Source organism: Cobetia sp. 3AK (assembly GCF_029846335.1).
In the GTDB taxonomy this organism is placed as follows: Bacteria; Pseudomonadota; Gammaproteobacteria; order Pseudomonadales; family Halomonadaceae; genus Cobetia; species Cobetia marina.
In genome coordinates this window covers 66,718-84,623 of record NZ_JARWKR010000003.1, presented here as the reverse complement: position 1 = coordinate 84,623, position 17,906 = coordinate 66,718, and the positions used below count along the sequence as shown (strand labels likewise).

Here is a 17,906-nt window from a genome sequence, read left to right as displayed (position 1 = left end):
ACTCGGCGCCAGGGCGACTGTTCCCGACCAGTCAGGCATTCATCTGCCTGAAAACGCGCATCACCCTCCGGGGTGGTGCGCGTTTTCGTTTGGGCCAGCGCCGAGGCGACGCTAGGATGGAGGCACTCGTCACGCCTCGCTCTCGACTCGTCTCGCCTCGGCCATGAGGGCTCGGGGGCTTTGCCAGCAGGATGCCCGCATGTTTACCGTTCTTCACGCCAATCACCTCGAGGATCTGCGCGATCTGGCGCTCAAGGTGATCAAGGCCGCTCCCCAGCCTCCGCTGGTGCCGGAAACCTTTCTCGTCCAGTCCAACGGCATGGCCCAGTGGCTGAGGTTGTCATTGGCCGAGGCCGATGGCATCGCTGCCTCGGTCGATTTTCCACTGCCCTCAAGCTTCGTGTGGCGTGCCTATCGCGGGGTCCTGGGTGGCGTGCTGGGTGATGAGATTCCGGAGCTGTCACCCTTCGACAAGGGCCCGCTTGCCTGGCGTCTGCTGCGCCTGTTGCCGGGCCTGCTGGCCGATGAATCCCAGGCGGAATGCTATGCGCCGCTCAGGGATTACCTGTGTCGCGATGAGCGTGGCCAGCTGATCGAGGCAGTCGATGAGGGTGCCCTGCCTGCACTGCCCGAGGGGCCGGAGGCAGAGCGTCAGCAGTGGCAGCTGGCCTGCCAGCTGGCGGATCTCTTCGACCAGTACCTCAACTACCGTCCCGAGTGGGTGCGCAGCTGGGAGAGCGGGCTGGAGGATGACAACTTCCGCGATGCCTTCGCGCGTCAGCAGGCCGCAGGCGAGCTGCCCGCCAATCTGCTGCCGGACAACCTGCCCGCCAGCCAGAAATGGCAGCCGGCCCTGTGGCGCGCGGTACTGGCGGATGCGCCGCCCAGCAGCCGACAACATCACCGTGCCGCTCTGCATGGTCGCTTCGTCGCGGCCGCGCGCGCGCTGGAATCACTGCCCTCATCACGCCGCCACCCGTTGCCGCCACGGCTGTTCGTGTTCGGCATCTCGGCACTGCCGGGGCAGACGCTGGATGCGCTGCATGCGCTGTCCGGGGTGATGGACATCTACCTGATGATCACCAATCCCTGCCGTCATTACTGGGGCGATATCGTCTCCGACCGCGAAGCCGTGCGGCGCAGTACGAGAGCCGACAGTCTGCGCATGGACAGCGAGCGCGTCGCGCGACAGCGTGCCCGTCACCCCGAGGCACCGGCGCTGACCGGGCTGGCGGAGGAGGAGCTGCACCTCAAGGCCAATCCGCTGCTGGCCGGGCTGGGAGCCCAGGGGCGTGACTTCATCGTCAATCTGTATGAATTCGAGAGCGCGCTGTCCGGCCGCGACAGCGGTTTCGATCTCGAACTGGACGTCTTCGTGCCGCGCATCAACGAGGATACGCCGCCCGAGCAGGCACCGCTGCTGCATCAGATCCAGGACGAGATTCTCGAGCTGGTGCATCCCGGCGAGCGCGCCCTGGCCGAGGGAAGTCCTCGCAGGCTGGAGGCGCAAGATGATTCCATCAGTCTGGTCAGCGCCCACTCGGCGCTGCGTGAAGTCGAGATTCTGCATGACCGCCTGCTGGCGGCCTTCGAACGTGCCCACGAGGCGGCCAGGCAGGGTGGGGGCGAACCGCTGCGGCCGCGCGACATCCTGGTGATGGTGCCGGACATCGACCGATATGCCCCCTATATCGAGGCGGTCTTCGGTCAGCTGCCGCCGGGCAATCCGCGCCATATTCCCTTCACCATCGCCGACCGGGTGGCCAGTCAGGCCAATCCGCTGCTCGGACTGGTCTTGATGCTGCTGGAGCTGCCGGAGCGCCGCCTCGGCGTCAGCGAGGTGCTGGATGCACTGGATGTCGCCGCCTTCCGGCGTCGCTTCGCCATCGAGGAGGGCGAACTTGAGCGCCTGCGGCGCTGGCTGGCCGACAGCGGCGTGCGCTGGGGACTCTCCGGTGAGCACCGTGAGCAGCTCGGCTTCATGCCCCTCGACGAGAACAGCTGGCGCTTCGGGCTCGAGCGCATGCTGCTGGGCTACGCCACCGGGGCCCCGGCGGCCGGCGCCCCGGCGGCCGGCTCCCCAGTACAAGGTGAGCAGAGCGCCGACCTGATGGACGGCCTGATGGATGGCCTTGTCGACATGAACGGCCTGAGCTTCGATGGCGTGGTGCCCTTCGATGAAGTGGCCGGTCTCGAGGCCGAACTGGCAGGCAAGGTCGGCGAGCTGATCGAGAGCCTGGATCGCTGGCGCCGCTGGCTGGACACCTCACGTACGCCAGCGGACTGGGCGACTACGCTGCAGCGATTGTGGGAGGAGAGCCTCAGCCCGGACAGTGCCGAGGAATTCGACATTCTGGCGCGTCTGCAGGCGGCGCTTTCCCGCCTCGACAAGGGCTGGCAGCAGGCCGGTTTCGATGGCTGTCTGTCGCTCAAGGTGGTGCGCGAGGCGCTGCGTGGCGAGCTTGACAGCGGCGGTCTCGCCCAGCGCTTCCTTGCCGGTCGGGTCAACTTCGCCACCCTGATGCCGATGCGTGCGATTCCCTTCCGCGAAGTGCACCTGCTGGGCATGAACGATGGTGACTACCCGCGCGTGCGCATGCCGCAGGATTTCGATCTGATGGCCAGCCGCCCTCAACCGGGAGACCGCTCACGGCGTGACGATGATCGCTACCTGTTCCTGGAGGCGCTGCTGGCGGCGCGGGATCGCCTGTCGATCTCGTGGGTCGGGCGTGACCAGCGCGACAACGGCGAACGGCCGCCCTCGGTACTGGTCGGTGAACTGCTCGACTACATCGAGCTGGGCTGGACCCCCGAGACGCATGCCGAGGCACCGGGTGCCTCTCGCGAAGCTGCCCTGCGCGAGCGTCTGATTACCGAGCATCCATTGCAGCCGTTCTCGCGGCGCTATTTCCATGCCTCCCAGGCGACGGCTGGCGACCTGTTCAGCTATGACGCCAGCTGGTCGAGCCTGTATCGCGCGGCGGATCAGGCTCCCACCTCAGAGGCATCCCCGGCGAATCAACGCGAGGCCAGCAAGGCGAGCGCGGCGGGGGCCGCCGCCTTGAAGCAGCTGGTGGAGCAGGCGCCGGAGTCCCATCTGCGTCTCGGCGCGGACTCGCTGGCGCGCTTCCTGCGTCGCCCCTGGCAGCTGGGGCTGGACCGCGTCGGCGTGCGCTTCCGCGATGCCGAGGTGCCGGATGAGGACAACGAACCCTTCGCCCCCGACGGGCTGGAGAACTTCACCCTGACCCGCGAGCTGCTGGACGCCGCGCTCACCGGACAATCCTTGCCGCTGGCCGCCGAACGTCTGCGCCGGGCCGGGCGCCTGCCGGCGCTGGGCTTTGCCGATGCCTTGATCGAACCGCGCCTCAAGCGTCTCGATCAGCAGCTGGCCAGCTGGCGCGACCAGCTCAGCGATGCCACCTCGCTGCCGCCGCGCACCCTCGAGGTGCCTCTGATCATGCAGGATGAGGACGGCAAGCCCTTGCGGGTGACGCTCACCACGCGTCTGATCAGCCGTCGGCAACTGCGCGATGACGCCGAGGGCGAGAGCCGCCTGCTGGCTACGTTGGAGGCGACCCACTTCGGCACCCTCAAGCCTGGCAAGGAGGGCCGCTACAAGAAGCTCGGCAAGCCGCATCGTCTGCTGGCCGGCTATCTCGACTGGCTGATGGCCAACGCGCGCCCCGGCCTCGGGGAGGTGGCGGGTGATCAGGGCGCAAGCCGAGAAGGCTATCAGTGGCTGGCGGTGTTCGAGGACCGCTGGCTGCTGTTCCCCGCGCTGCGCATCGGGCAGGCCGAAGCTGCGCTGCGCCATCTCGTCAAGGCGTATGCCCAGGGCTGGCAGGCGCCGCTGGCCGCCGCGCTGGAACTGGCGACCACCCTCTGGGAGGTAGTGGGCGAGGAGGATCGCAGTGCCTTGTTCGGCGCACTCAAGGCGCAGGCCGCTGACGGCACGCCAACGCTTGAGACGGCGCTGGCCGCCATCCACAAGCCCTGGCTTGCCGACAGTCTGTCGCGCGCCATGGAAACCCGCTTCACGGAAGACATCTTCAAGGGCCCCCAGGCGCTCAGGCGACAGGAAGGCGCGCTGGGCGAGCTGTGGCCGGAGTTTGACGCCTTCGCCCGTGCGGGCGGCGTGCTCAACAGCGTGCAGCTCTATCAGCCGTTGATCGAGAGCATGATCGGCGTGCGTCAGGGCATTCTCGGCGAGCGCGCGGTGGAGCTTGCCACCGGGAAGGGGCAGTCATGAGCGATACCAGAGGGGAAGACATGCGCGGTGTGGAGAGTGGCGTGAGGAGTGGCATCGCTCAGGACAAGGAAGCGGCAATGAGTGACGAGATGCATCAGAGCCAGCAGGGCCAGGCCCTCGATATTCCGACGCTGCCCCTGCTCGGTCAGCATCTGATCGAGGCGAGTGCCGGCACCGGCAAGACCTTCACCCTCGCCGCGCTCTACGTGCGGCTGGTGCTCGGGCCCTTGCCCGGGCAGGCGGCCAGCGTGAGCTATCCGCGTCCGCTGACGCCGCCGGAGATTCTGGTGGTGACCTTCACCGAAGCCGCCACCGCCGAGCTGCGTGACCGCATTCGCGCGCGTCTCAAGCAGGCGCGTGAGGCGCTGCTGGGGCGTGCCAGTCCTGATCCGATCCTGGCCGAGTTGCTCGCGCCGCTGCTGACACCCTCACCTGCCGAGGACGCATCGCGCCTCAAGGCCGCGGCGGCACGGCGGCTCGATCAGGCCGCGCGCCTGATGGATGACGCCGCCATCTTCACCATCCACGGTTTCTGTCAGCGCATGCTCAGTCGGCATGCCTTCGATGCCGGCGGACGCTTCGGCGCCGAGCTGCTGCAGGATGGTCAGTCATTGCTGACACGTTGCGTCGAGGATTACTGGCGCTGCGAATTCTACCCGCTGGCCCGCGAGTGGCAGGCCTTGATCCGTGGGCGCTGGGCCGGCCCGGAAGCACTGGGAGAGGAGCTGCGCGGCCTGTTGCGTGACGGCACGCCACGCCCGCTGTATCGCGACGGTGAATGTCTTGAGGCCCCGCAAGACCTGAGCGAGCTGCTCGGCAATGCCGAGCAGTGGCGTCAGCAACAACAGGCCGCGCGGCGCGCCGTCGAGGAAAGCTTCGATGAGCCGGCCATTCGAGACGTGATGGGCGAGGCCTTCGCCAGCAAGGCGCTCAACGGCAACAGCTACAAGGAGGCCGAGCTGGAGCCGCGCCTGGCGGCGACAGCCGCCTGGCTGGCCAGCGGCGAGCACGATTTCGCCGCCGACATGCTCGACAGCAAGAAGCTGTGCTGGCTGAGTCAGGCCAAGCTCGAGAAGGGCACCAAGAAGAACTGCCAGACGCCGCGTCACCCCTTCTTCGCGGCGCTGGACCTGCTGGCCGAGGTGCCGGCACCGGACGCCGTGCTGCTGGATCAGGTCGCCGTGCACGCGCGTGACAGTGTCGCCCGCGCCCTGATCTGCGAGAAGCGCCGTCTGGGACTCTGGGAATTCTCGGACCTGCTCAATGACCTCGACCACGCGCTGGACCCTTCGCTCAATGGCGAGGCCAGCCAGCGTCTGGCGCGTCAGATCCGTCAGGAACTGCCGGTGGCGATGATCGACGAATTCCAGGATACCGACCCGGTCCAGTACCGCATCTTCCGGCGCATCTATCCGCAGACGGCGGGCGATGGCTCGCTCGATGAGCAGCACGTTGACGTTGCTGACAGCGACGAGGCTGACGAGGCTCCCAGCACGCTGTTGATGATCGGTGACCCCAAGCAGGCCATCTATGCCTTCCGCGGTGCCGATATCGACACCTATCTGGCGGCGCGCCAGGTCACCCCCTCGCGCTTCACCCTGCCGCGCAACTTCCGCTCCAGCGCCGCGATGGTGGCGGCGGTGAATGCGCTGTTCGCCCAGCATCCCGCGCCCTTCGGCAGTGAGGACATTCCCTTCCAGCCGGTCGAGGCTCAGGGCACGCGCACCCGGCTGGTGCTGCGGCATCCGGATGGCCGCGAAGAGGCCGCCTGTGCACTGAATCTGTGGTGGGCCAACGGTGAGCGCCTGAGCGCCGATGCGCATCGCCGCGACATGAGTCGCGCCTGCCGCACCCAGATCCAGACACTGCTCGAGGGCCAACAACGCCTGGCGGCGGGCGAGCCGGGACTGGTGTTCATGGACGCGGGAGATGCGACGCCGCGTGGCGTGGCCGCCAGCGATATCGCGGTGCTGGTACGCAACGGGCGCGAGGCCGCAGCGGTGCGTGGGGCGCTTGCCGAAGGCGGTATCCGCAGCGTCTATCTGAGCGAGAAGAGCTCGGTGTTCGACACGCCGGAGGCCTTCGAGCTGCTGCAGCTGTTCGAGGCTGTCGCCCATCCGCGGGATGACCGTCGTCTGCGCGCCGCGCTGGCGACACGCCTGCTGGCGGATGACCTCTCGCTGGTCGAGCGTCTCGGCGTGGATGAGCTGGCCTGGGAGCGTGAGGTCGAGCGCTTCGATGGCTATCACCGTGACTGGCAGCGGCGCGGCGTGCTGCCGATGCTGCGCGGCGTGATGCGTGACTTCCGGGTCGGTGAGCGGCTGGCGGCCCGCGCCGGGGGGGAGCGTGCCCTGACCGACGTGCTGCACCTGGGGGAGCTGGCCCAGAATGCTGCCCAGCGGCTCGATGGCGAACAGGCGCTGCTGCGCTGGTGGCATCAGGCACTGGAATCCGGCCATGAAGCGCTGGACAGCGACAGCCTCAGTCAGCGACTGGAAAGTGATGAGGGGCTGGTGCGGGTCGTCACCATCCACAAGTCCAAGGGGCTTGAGTATCCCATCGTGCTGTTGCCGTTCATGGCCAGCTTCCGCGCCGCCGAGCCGGACAGGAATTTCGGCCTGCTGACCCTCAAGCAGCGCTGGCTGGCTGTGGCTGACGTGGGAGGTGATGACCAGGGAGGTGATGACCAGGGAGGTGATGACGAGGAAGTACCTGCTCGGAGAGTCGATCAGGAGGATGACGCGCTCGATGACAGCATCCTGGTCAAGAAGCCCTCCAAGGAGGCCATCGCGGCGGCCGACCATGCACGGCTGATGGAAGACGTGCGCCTGCTCTACGTGGCGCTGACACGGCCCAAGTTCGCCTGCTGGCTGGGGCTGGCGCCCATCGGCAAGGGCGGCTTCAGCAAGCAGCTCAGCCTGCCCGTCACCGCCATCGGTTATCTGCTCGGCATGAGTGACAACGAGGAGATCGAGGCCAGCGCCATCGAGGCTGCGCTGCACGGCTGGTGTGAACAGCAGTCTGCCGGACTCGCTCGCGTGTCCGGTCTGCCGGAGTTGCCCGGTCATGACTATCAGCCACCGGCGGAGCGCGATCAGCACTTCCATGGCGCGCGTCACTTCGCCGGCGGCATCGAGGATGACTGGTGGATCGCCTCCTACACCGCCTTGCTCACGGATGCCCGTCAGGTGACGGCGGCGCTGGAAGACACCGGCGATGCCGAGGATGACCGCGTGCCGGAAGGCGCCACCGAGATCGCGCTGGAAGAAGGCGAGCAGGGCCTGACCCGCCCGGACCGCGAGGTGGCGGGCCAGTCAGGCCCGCTGCTGGCTGGCGGCCTGCCGATGACGGTGGGCGAGATCCACCTGCATGATTTCCCGCGTGGGCCGCGTCCGGGGACCTTCCTGCACGGCCTGCTGGAGGCGGTCGATCTCGATCGTCTCGGTGCGGATGACTATCGCGGCGAGCTTGAGCGGCTGGTGGGCTCGCGACTGCATTTCGGTGGCTTCGATGCCAGCTGGCAGCCACGTCTCACCGACTGGTTGGAGCAGGCACTGACCCGTCCGCTGCGGGGCTTCGAGGGCGAGCCTATCCTGCTCAATCGGCTGGAGGCCTGGCAGCCGGAGCTGGAATTCTGGCTGCCGGCCGTACACGCGCGCAGTCTGCCGCTGGACGCCGTGGTCACCGCGCTGGAGCCGTTGCCGCGCTCGCGGCCCAGGCTCGCGCCACGCCGCATGCACGGCATGCTCAAGGGCTTCATCGATCTGACCTTCCAGTCCGGCGGGCGCTGGTACGTGCTGGACTGGAAATCCAACTATCGGGGCGAGCGCCCCGAGGATTATCTTGGCGAGTCACTGGCCCGCGCCATGGTAGAGCACCGCTACGACCTGCAATACGTGCTCTACACCCTCGCGCTGCATCGCCTGCTCAAGGCGCGCCTCGGCGAGGACTACGATTACGAGCGCTGCATGGGCGGGGTGCTGTATGTCTTCCTGCGCGGCCTGGATGCCGGCGGTGACTCACCCGCGCTTGCGGTGGACGCCGAGGGGGAGGCGCCCGGAATGGCGACGCCCGGCGTGGCGACGCCCGGCGTGTTCCAGCGGCGGCCATCACAGGCGCTGATCGAGGCGCTGGATCTCTGGCTGGGCGGTGACAGTTCCGCATTGGATAGCCTGCTCCTTCACACCACCGACACCACGCCACTCACGCAAAGCGGCCAGCAGGGGGCCTTCGATGTCTGACGCCACGCCTTTGGAAACGCAGCAGCTCAGCGCTGCCCCTGACGCCCCGTCTGCCGAGACCCTGCTCGCGACGCTCGGCCTGTGGGTGGAGCTGGGCTGGCTCAGGCGAGTCGATGCCCATCTGGTGCGCTTCATGGCGCGTCATGTACCGGAGGCCCCGGCCAGCGTGCTGCTGGCGGCTGCGCTTGCCAGCCACCAGCTGGGGCGCGGGCATGTGTGCCTGTCGCTGTCGCGGGCGCTGGCCGAGCCACGCGCGACCCTGTCGCTGCCACCGCTGGAGCAGTCCGAGGCGCATCTTGCCGAGGTCAGCGTGGCCCTGCCAGAAGCCTTCCTGGCGGATCTCGATGCCGGCCGCTGGGCCGAGCAGCTGGCGGAATCGCGGCTGGTCAGCGTGCTGGCGCAGGCCGATTCCCCGGCAGGCCATCTGCCGCTGCGCCCGCTGGTGCTGGTGGGCGAGCGCCTCTATCTGCGGCGTTACTGGCAGGCCGAGCGTGAAGTCGCGGCGGGGCTGCGTGCGCGGATGGGGCCGAGCGAGGAGGGCGAGACACGGGTCAGCGATGCGCTGGGCGAGCGCCTGCGTGAGCTGTTCGCCAGCAATCAGCCGGACCCCCACGGTGAGCCGGACTGGCAGAAGCTGGCCTGCGCCCTGGCGCTGCGTCAGCGCCTGACGGTGATCTCCGGCGGTCCCGGTACCGGCAAGACCACCACCGTCACGCGCCTCTTGGCACTGTTGCAGGCGCAGGCGCTCTCTGGTGGAGCTGGCGGTGTGGAGGTGGAGAGCGGTGTGGTAGGCAGTGTCGAGAGCGTTGAGACAGGCCATCCGCATGAACGGCGGGCGCTGGATATCCGACTGGTCGCCCCGACCGGCAAGGCGGCCGCGCGGCTGTCGGAGTCGATCCGTGGCGCGGTGGCGAAGCTCGAGGTGCCGGACGCGGTGCGCGCTGCCATCCCGCGTGAGGCAAGCACCGTGCACCGCCTGCTGGGCGCACGTCCGGATTCCCGCCACTTCCGCCATCACGCCGGCAACCCGCTGGCGCTGGATCTGCTGGTGGTGGATGAAGCCTCGATGGTCGATCTCGATCTGATGGCCGCACTGCTCGGGGCGCTGCCTGCCCATGCCCGCCTGATCCTGCTCGGCGACAAGGACCAGCTGGCCTCGGTGGAAGCCGGCGCCGTGCTGGGCGATCTCTGCGAGCATGCGCTGCCGCCGCGTTACTCACCGGCAGTGTGTGCAGATCTCGCCCGCCTGACCGGCGAAACGCTGGATGAGGCCATCGCCACGCCGGATGTCTCGGAGACGCAGGATACGGCAGGCCGCGGCCGACTCGCCGATCACGTGGTGGTGCTGCAGAAGAGCTACCGTTTCTCCGCCGACAGCGGTATCGGTGCCCTGGCGCGTGCCTGCAATGCCGGAGACCGCCAGGCGCTGCGCGCCGTCTGGAAGACCGGTTATCGCGATATCGCCTGGCTGAAGCTCAGCGGCCCGGAGGACCGCGATCTGGAGACGCTGGTGGTCAATGGCTATCGCCCGGCGCTGGAGGCCGTGCGTGAGCGGCGCCCGGCACGAGAGGTGATCGATCTGCTGCTCGAGTTTCAGCTGCTGTGCGCGCTGCGCCGTGGCCCCTATGGGGTCGATGGCCTCAATCAGCGTGTGGCGCGGGTGCTGATGCGCCGTGGCCTGATCGCCGAGGAACGCGGCTGGTACGCCGGGCGTCCGGTGATGGTGACGCGCAATGATCGCGCGCTGGGGCTCTACAACGGCGATGTCGGCATCACCCTGCCGGACCCCGCCGCCGGGGGACGCCTGCGCGTGTTCTTCCCGGTCGAGGAGGAGGTGTCGTCAGACGCCGAGCGTGATGGGCAGGACACCGAGATCCAGCGCTTCCACCGTGGCGTGCGCGCGGTATTGCCGTCACGTCTCGAGGCGGTGGAGACGGTCTTTGCGATGACGGTCCACAAGTCGCAGGGTTCCGAGTTCCGCCATGTGGTATTCGTGTTGCCTGAGGGTGCCAATCCGATTCTGACTCGCGAGCTGGTCTACACCGGCATCACGCGGGCCAAGTCGCGGGTCACGCTGGCGGGCACCCGCCGCGAGACGCTGGAAGGCGCCATTGAACGACGCGTGGTGAGAGCCAGCGGGCTGGTGCTCTAGACCGGACGCCGACGGATGATCGTCAGGTCTGGCCCCGCTGCGCTCGACAGGAGGAGGGGACATGACGGATGTCAGCAGTCGCGTGAAGGGAAGGCCGCAGCCACAGAGCGAGATGATTGCCGTGCCGCTGGCCACGGCGGCCAGCCAGCTCAAGGACCCGCAGGCGGCGGTGGCCGAGCTGGCCCGAAAGCTTGATGACTCGCTCGGTGGCCGCCAGCGGCTCGGCGGGGTGCTGTTCTTCTGCTCGGCGGATTACCCCCTCCCGGCACTGGGTCAGGCGCTGGCCGATGCCTTCGGTGAGGTAGCGGTGAGTGGCTGTACCACCGCCGGCGAGATCACGCCCGAGGGCTATGCGCGCGGCTCCATCACCGCCATCGGCCTGGCGCGCAGCGACTTCGCGCTGGCGCAGGTGTTGATCGATGATCTGAGCGGTTTCGACCTTCCGCGCGCCCAGACGTTGAGTGATGAGCTGCTGGCGCGCTGTCGCGAGCAGGCCGTGGCGCCGGTGATGGGCAACAGCTTCGCGCTGACGCTGCTCGATGGCCTCTCGAGCAGCGAGGAGCAGGTACTGGCGACGCTGGATGCGGCGCTGGGCAGCATTATTCCCGCCTTCGGTGGCTCCGCCGGGGACGACAACCGGTTGGCGCATACCTATGTCTACGCCGACGGGGTCTTCCATGATCAGGCGGCGGTCGTGGTAGTGATCAATACGCGGCTGCCGTTCGAGGTCATCAGCACTCACCATCTCACGCCGCTGGCCGACAAGCTGGTGGTGACGGCGGTGGACCGCGATTCACGCCGCGTGCTGGAGCTGAATGCCGAGCCCGCCGCCGAGGAGTATGCGCGGCTGGCCGGTGTCGCGCCCGAGGCGCTGGAGGAGGCGGTCTTCGCGCGCTGCCCGCTGGCGGTGCGCATCGGTGAGGCGCATTACGTGCGCTCCATCCAGCGCGTGAATGCCGATGCCAGCCTGAGCTTCTACTGCGCGGTGGAGACCGGCATCGTGCTCACTGCCATGCAGGCCACGCCGATTCTCGCGCAGCTCGAGCAGCGGCTGGCCGAGGTGGAGGCGCGTCTGGGGCCGCCCGCGCTGACCATCGGCTGTGACTGCTTCCTGCGGCGCATGGAGATCGAGGCGCTGGGGCTGGAGGCAGAGGCTTCGCGTCTGCTCAGGCATCACCGGGTGATCGGCTTCAATACCTACGGTGAGCAGCATCACGGCATGCACATCAACCAGACCTTCACCGGCGTGGTGATCGGCCAGCGCCGTCTCGCGGCCGATGGCACGGGAGGGCAGGATGGCGCCTGATACGCCGCTGACAGATTCCCGAAAGGACGGCCTGAGCGCTGAACTCGCCGCCCTCAAGGCGCGCAATCGCCAGCTGGAGAAGATCAACGCCGCCCTGATCGAGCGGGTCGAATCCAGCAGCCCTTCACCGAGCGCGCCCTACGCCGCCTTCGAGCACGCCGTCCTGCTGGCGGATCAGGTGCGCGAGCGTACCGACACCCTGCACCGCACCCTCGATGAACTGGGGGCACTCAATCGACGCCTCACCGCCGCCAAGGCCGCCGCCGAGGCGGCCAACCACTCCAAGACCCGCTTTCTCGCCGCCATCAGTCATGATCTGCTGCAACCCCTGAATGCCGCCCGATTGTTCGCCAGCGCCCTAGAAGAGCAACTGGCGAGGCTGGCACTTGATGACCCCACGCCGGGCGACGCTTCGCCTGCCGAGCTGGTGGCGCGGCTGGGGCGCTCGCTGGCCGATGTCGAGAGCCTGCTGGGCACGCTGGTGGACATCTCGCGGCTGGATGCCGGCGTGCTGACGGCCGATGTCGCCACCTTCCCGGTGCGTGAGCTGCTGGATGTGCTCGCCGAGGAATATCGTCAACTGGGCGCTGCCCGTGGGCTGGAGTTGCACTACGTGGCCAGTCACCTGAGCGTCGAGTCGGACCTGCAGCTACTGGCGCGCGTGATACGCAATTTCCTGAGCAATGCGCTGCGCCATGTCCCGGATGGCTCGACGCGCGGACGCGTGCTGCTGGGGTGTCGCCGGCGTGGTGACTGGCTGGAGATCACGGTGGCCGACAACGGCCCCGGCATCGCCGAGCATCAGCGCGAGGTGGTCTTCCAGGAATTCCGGCGCCTGGCGCCGCGCCAGGACAACGAGCAGCGCGGCCTCGGGCTGGGGCTGGCGATCGTCAAGCGCATCACCGGCCTGCTGGAGCACCCCCTGTCGTTGGCCAGCACCCCGGGGCGCGGTGCCGCCTTCGCGGTGCGCGTGCCGATTCGACAGCCTGCCAATGTGATGGGCCCATCGGCTGACGCGCCTTCTACCGGTCAGTCTTGCGTGTCACCGCTCGCGCAGCCGCTGCTCGATACCGTTATCTGGGTGATCGAGGATGATCGGGAGGTATGTGCCGGCATGCAGTCATTGCTCGAGGGCTGGGGCGCGAGTGTCCACTGCGCCGATACCGCCGAGGTGCTGTTGCAGCAGGCGCTGGCCGCGCCGCAGGTCTTGATCGTCGATCATCAGCTGGGTGACGGGCAGCCCGATGGTCTGGCGCAGGCACAACGCCTGCGCAAGCGTTGGCCAGACTTGCCGGTGGTGGTGATCAGCGCGGACCACTCGGCGCCGCTCAAGGCCAGGGCTCGCGCGCTCGGCTTCGGGTTCCTGCTCAAGCCGGTCAAGCCGCTGCGCCTGCGCCAGCTGTTGGTCAACCATCGCTGAGTTCCTGTCGCTGAGCTTTCTTTGCTGAGCTCTCGGCATTCGGAAACAAGGGAATCGGGGCATTGGGGCAATGTGCAGAATTGAAGGAGGCTATCAGGCATCGCGGTAAATTTTAATGAGAATTGATCGTATTTAGCATGTATCCTCGTGTCATGACATCCCGCATCCCCTTTCTCTGTTCGCGGGCCATTGATCTGGCAGGTTTCCCCCCCATGCTGAATATCATGTCCGATAAATCCGTACGTCATGCCGCCAGCATGTCGCTGGGCAGTGAAGGTGAAGCCTCTGCTGCCGGCGGTGTGCGCACTGTATCCCCTCTGTCCCTTGCGGGACGCCTGCGTCGCGCGCTGCCGTTTCTCGGCCCGGCGATGATCGCCGCCGTCGCCTACATCGACCCCGGCAACTTCGCGACCAACATCGAGGCCGGCTCCCGCTATGGCTATACCCTGCTGTGGGTGGTGCTGTGGGCCAATCTGATGGCGATGTTGATCCAGACCCTGTCCGCGCGGCTGGGGCTGGCCACCGGCAAGAATCTGGCCGAGGTCATCCGTGAGCGCTTCCCGCGTCCGGTGGTCTGGGCCTTCTGGGTGCAGGCGGAGATCGTGGCCATCGCCACCGATCTGGCCGAGTTTCTCGGCGCGGCGCTGGCCTTCAATCTGCTCTTCGGGCTCAGCATGCTGGAAGGGGCGCTGTTGACCGGTGCCATCACCTACGCGGTGCTGGTGATGCAGCGCTACGGCTTCCGCATGATGGAGATGATCATCGGGGCGATGATCCTGGCGGTGTCGGCGGGATTCCTGCTCGAGATCATCCTCAGTCGTCCGCCGGTGGAACCGATCATCTACGGCCTGCTGACACCAGGTTTCCCGGATAGCCATGCGATCTTCCTGGCGGCCGGTATCCTGGGCGCCACCGTGATGCCCCACGTCATCTACCTGCATTCCGCGCTGTCCCAGAATCGCATCCGGGTGCGTGACAGCGGTCAGCGCCGTCGCGTGATGGGCTACTACCGTCTCGATGTGATCATCGGCATGGCGCTGGCGGGGCTGATCAACATGGCGATGCTGGTGCTGGCCGCCAAGGTCTTCCATGGCAATGGCGAGACCGGCGTGGCTTCCATCACCGAGAGCTACAAGCTGCTGTCGCCGCTGATGGGCCAGAATGCCGCCAGTCTGATCTTCGGCTTCACGCTGCTGCTGGCGGGGCTGTCCTCGTCCATCGTCGGCACCCTGTCCGGGCAGGTGGTGATGCAGGGCTTCGTCAACTTCCGCATTCCGCTGTGGCTGCGCCGCGTGATCACCATGGCACCGGCCATCGCCATCATCCTGATGGGGCTGCCGGAGCAGCAGGTGCTGGTCGCAAGCCAGGTGGTACTCAGCTTCGGGATTCCCTTCGCGCTGGTGCCGCTGCTGATGTTCACCGCCAATCGCCGCCTGATGGGGGACCTGGTCAATCGTCACTGGGTGACGGCCATCGGCATGCTGGTGGCAGCGGTCATCATCCTGCTCAATGGCTATGTGCTGGTCGGGGAGCTGATGTAGGGCGAGTCACTCTGTCCCGACACCTGATGGGCAACGCCCCGGTTCGCGCCTCATTCGTGAGCGTTGGACCGGGGCGTTTCGCGTCGTGGGGCGGCAGAGGCCTCACTCGGGCCTGACACGGCAGGCAGGGCGTGGCTGGCCAGCAGGATCGCCTGCACCCGGCTGGCGACCCCCAGCTTGTGCAGGATGGCGGAGACATGCGACTTGACGGTGGTCTCCGCCACGCCCAGCTGCCAGGCGATCATCTTGTTGGACTCGCCCAGCACCATGCGTTCCAGCACGCCGCGCTGCTTGGTGGTGAGGGTCTGCCAGCGCCGCGCGAATTCAGCATCGCTGAGGCTCGGCGCCAGTTGGGGCGCTGGCGGTGGCACTGATACCGATGATGCTGGTGCAGATGATGCAGATGCAGCTGAGAGCGGCGCTGGACGCGGCGCAGCGCGCATCAACTGGGCAGGCACGTAGACCTCCCCGGCCAGCATGCGTGCGAGGGCATCGCGCAGGGTCTGCGCCGAACTCGACTTGGACAGATACCCCACCGCACCGAGCGCCAATGCCTCGAGTACCGTCTCGCGCGCCTCGTGGGCGGAGAGAATCGCCACCGGCAGCCAGTCTGCCTCCTCACGCAGGCGCGCCAGGCCTTCCAGGCCGTGGCTGTCGGGCAGGTCGAGATCCAGCAGCAGCAGGTCGAGGCTGTCAGCATGATGAGCGATCACGCTGAGCGCTTCCTCGAGGCTGGCGGCCTGCAGCAGCTCGTATTCTGGCGTAGAGCCGTCAGCGACGGCCAGATTCAGGGTACGACTGATGGCATCACGGAACAGCGGATGGTCATCCGCGATCAGCAGACGGTACATGAAGGCTCCTGGCCGGTCGTTGGCGGGCGATGTTCTGGTCATGACGTTCCAGGCCATGGCTTTCCTGATCATGACCTTGCTGACAATAGCTACCCTGAGCATAACGTCATGGCGTGGTGTCGTGCCTTGCGGCCTTCGCGGTATGGCCCGTCTTTCCTGTCCCCACCTGTCTTCCTGTCCCATCTTTCTTGCCTGCCGGGTTTCTCCCTTTTCTCCTCCCAAGGGATGAGACAGTTTCCGCCCATGGGCGCATGTCGCGAATGCCACAAGTGAACAAGACTGTGAGGGTCGCCTGATCAAGCAGTTCTTGATGCAGTCATTGATCCAGTCGTTGACGGTCAGGCGAGGGACAGGAGCGCCATCTCCTGTCCACGTGACTTACAACAACAGGTCGTCGATCACGAGCGCCACTCGTGAATCCGACCCACAGGAGTTCGCCATGATCTACGCCTCCCCGGGCAGCGCCGACGCGCTGGTCACGTTCAAGGACACCTACGGCAATTACATCGGCGGGCGTTTCGTCGAGCCGGTCAAGGGGGAATATTTCGACAATGTCAGTCCGGTGACGGGTGAGGTGTTCTGCCGTATCCCGCGCTCGAGTGCGGAAGACATCGATCTCGCGCTGGACGCCGCCCACAAGGCAGCCCCCGCCTGGGGCAAGACCTCTGTGCAGGAGCGTTCCAACATCCTGCTCAGGATCGCGGATCGCATCGAGCAGAATCTCGAGATGCTGGCGGTCGCCGAGACCTGGGACAACGGCAAGGCGGTGCGCGAGACGCTGAACGCCGATATCCCGCTGGCGGCGGATCACTTCCGCTACTTCGCCGGTTGCCTGCGCTCCCAGGAAGGCACCGCGGCGGACATCGATGCCAATACCGTCTCCTATCACTTCCACGAGCCGCTGGGGGTGGTGGGACAGATCATCCCGTGGAACTTCCCGATCCTGATGGCGGCCTGGAAGCTCGGCCCGGCGCTGGCGGCGGGCAACTGCGTGGTGCTCAAGCCGGCGGAACAGACCCCGGCCTCGATCCTGGTGCTGGCGGAGCTGATCAATGACCTGCTGCCGGCAGGGGTTCTCAACATCGTCAACGGCTATGGCGCCGAGGCCGGACAGGCACTGGCGACCAGCAAGCGCATCGCCAAGATCGCCTTCACCGGCTCCACCCCCGTGGGCTCGCACATCCTCAAGTGCGCCGCGGAGACCATCATTCCCTCCACGGTGGAGCTGGGCGGCAAGTCCCCCAACATCTACTTCGCCGACATCATGAATGCCGAACCCGAGTTCATCGACAAGGCCGCCGAAGGGCTGGTGCTGGCGTTCTTCAATCAGGGCGAGGTGTGCACCTGCCCGTCACGCGCTCTGATCCAGGAAAGCATCTACGACGACTTCATGGCCCGTGTGATGGAGCGCGTGAAGACCATCAAGCGCGGCAATCCGCTGGATACCGACGTGCAGGTCGGCGCACAGGCCTCCCGCGAGCAGTTCGACAAGATCATGTCCTATATGGATATCGCCCGTGAGGAGGGGGCCGAGGTGCTCACCGGCGGCAGCAGCGAGCAGCTGGAGAACGAGCTGGCCAACGGCTATTACATCCAGCCGACCCTTCTGAAGGGCCACAACGCGATGCGTGTCTTCCAGGAGGAGATCTTCGGGCCGGTGGTCGCCGTCACCACCTTCCGTGACGAGGCAGAGGCGCTGGCCATCGCCAATGACACCGAATTCGGTCTCGGCGCCGGTGTCTGGAGTCGCGACATGAATGTCGCCTTCCGCATGGGGCGCGGTATCCAGGCCGGTCGCGTGTGGACCAACTGCTACCACCAGTATCCCGCCCATGCCGCCTTCGGTGGCTACAAGAAATCCGGTGTCGGTCGCGAGACCCACAAGATGGCACTGGAACACTACCAGCAGACCAAGAACCTGCTGGTCAGCTACGACATCAATCCACTCGGCTTCTTCTAGGCCTGACCGTCAGCGCCACCAAGGCTAGTGGCCCTGAATCCACCTCCCGCGATGCCTCCTCGAGGAATTCCTCTCGATGCCCGCGCCAGATCCGACTTGCTTGATCTGGCGCAGGGCAGGGAGCACCGCGTCTGGTTTCAATGAAGAGGCAGGTCCGGGGCGTGCGCGAACACTGGCCCTCGC

General features: G+C 66.9%; 8 protein-coding genes. 7 read left to right on the top strand and 1 reads right to left on the bottom strand.

All coding sequences use genetic code 11. From position 1 onward, the window contains the following. The first annotated feature begins 199 nt into the window (after positions 1–199). From recC to QD228_RS05130, 6 genes are all read left to right on the top strand, one after another. Positions 200–4,252 (top strand): exodeoxyribonuclease V subunit gamma, encoded by a 4,053-nt coding sequence (recC, locus tag QD228_RS05155; RefSeq protein ID WP_279874679.1) that lies wholly within the window; start codon positions 200–202, stop codon positions 4,250–4,252. Beyond that, entirely contained in the window at positions 4,249–8,493 is a 4,245-nt protein-coding gene (locus QD228_RS05150) for a UvrD-helicase domain-containing protein (RefSeq protein ID WP_279874677.1), read from the top strand. The genes recC and QD228_RS05150 overlap by 4 nt, the downstream gene beginning before the upstream one ends. Then, positions 8,486–10,645, top strand: coding sequence for an exodeoxyribonuclease V subunit alpha (gene recD / locus QD228_RS05145; RefSeq protein ID WP_279874675.1), 2,160 nt, complete (start codon positions 8,486–8,488; stop codon positions 10,643–10,645). Before QD228_RS05150 ends, recD begins: the two co-directional genes overlap by 8 nt. A gap of 112 nt (positions 10,646–10,757) precedes the next feature. Then, the gene (gene nosP, locus QD228_RS05140) at positions 10,758–11,951 is read left to right on the top strand and encodes a nitric oxide-sensing protein NosP (RefSeq protein ID WP_279874840.1); all 1,194 of its coding nucleotides are present in this window, start codon (positions 10,758–10,760) and stop codon (positions 11,949–11,951) included. After that, positions 11,941–13,371 carry a hybrid sensor histidine kinase/response regulator gene (locus QD228_RS05135; RefSeq protein ID WP_279874673.1) on the top strand — a complete coding sequence of 477 codons (1,431 nt, stop codon included), beginning with the start codon at positions 11,941–11,943 and terminating at the stop codon, positions 13,369–13,371. The genes nosP and QD228_RS05135 overlap by 11 nt, the downstream gene beginning before the upstream one ends. 224 nt (positions 13,372–13,595) lie before the next feature. After that, positions 13,596–14,912, top strand: a complete 1,317-nt coding sequence (locus QD228_RS05130) for an Nramp family divalent metal transporter (RefSeq protein ID WP_279874672.1) — start codon at positions 13,596–13,598, stop codon at positions 14,910–14,912. 50 nt (positions 14,913–14,962) lie between these two features. On the opposite strand, the gene QD228_RS05125 is transcribed toward QD228_RS05130, so the two are convergent. Further along, positions 14,963–15,763 carry a response regulator transcription factor gene (locus QD228_RS05125; RefSeq protein ID WP_279874671.1) on the bottom strand — a complete coding sequence of 267 codons (801 nt, stop codon included), beginning with the start codon at positions 15,761–15,763 and terminating at the stop codon, positions 14,963–14,965. A 439-nt stretch (positions 15,764–16,202) separates the two neighbouring features. On the opposite strand from QD228_RS05125, the gene QD228_RS05120 reads away from it, so the two are divergent. Beyond that, on the top strand, positions 16,203–17,723 hold the full coding sequence (locus tag QD228_RS05120; protein ID WP_084209318.1) for an aldehyde dehydrogenase family protein: 1,521 nt from the start codon (positions 16,203–16,205) through the stop codon (positions 17,721–17,723). The last annotated feature ends 183 nt before the right edge of the window (positions 17,724–17,906 follow it).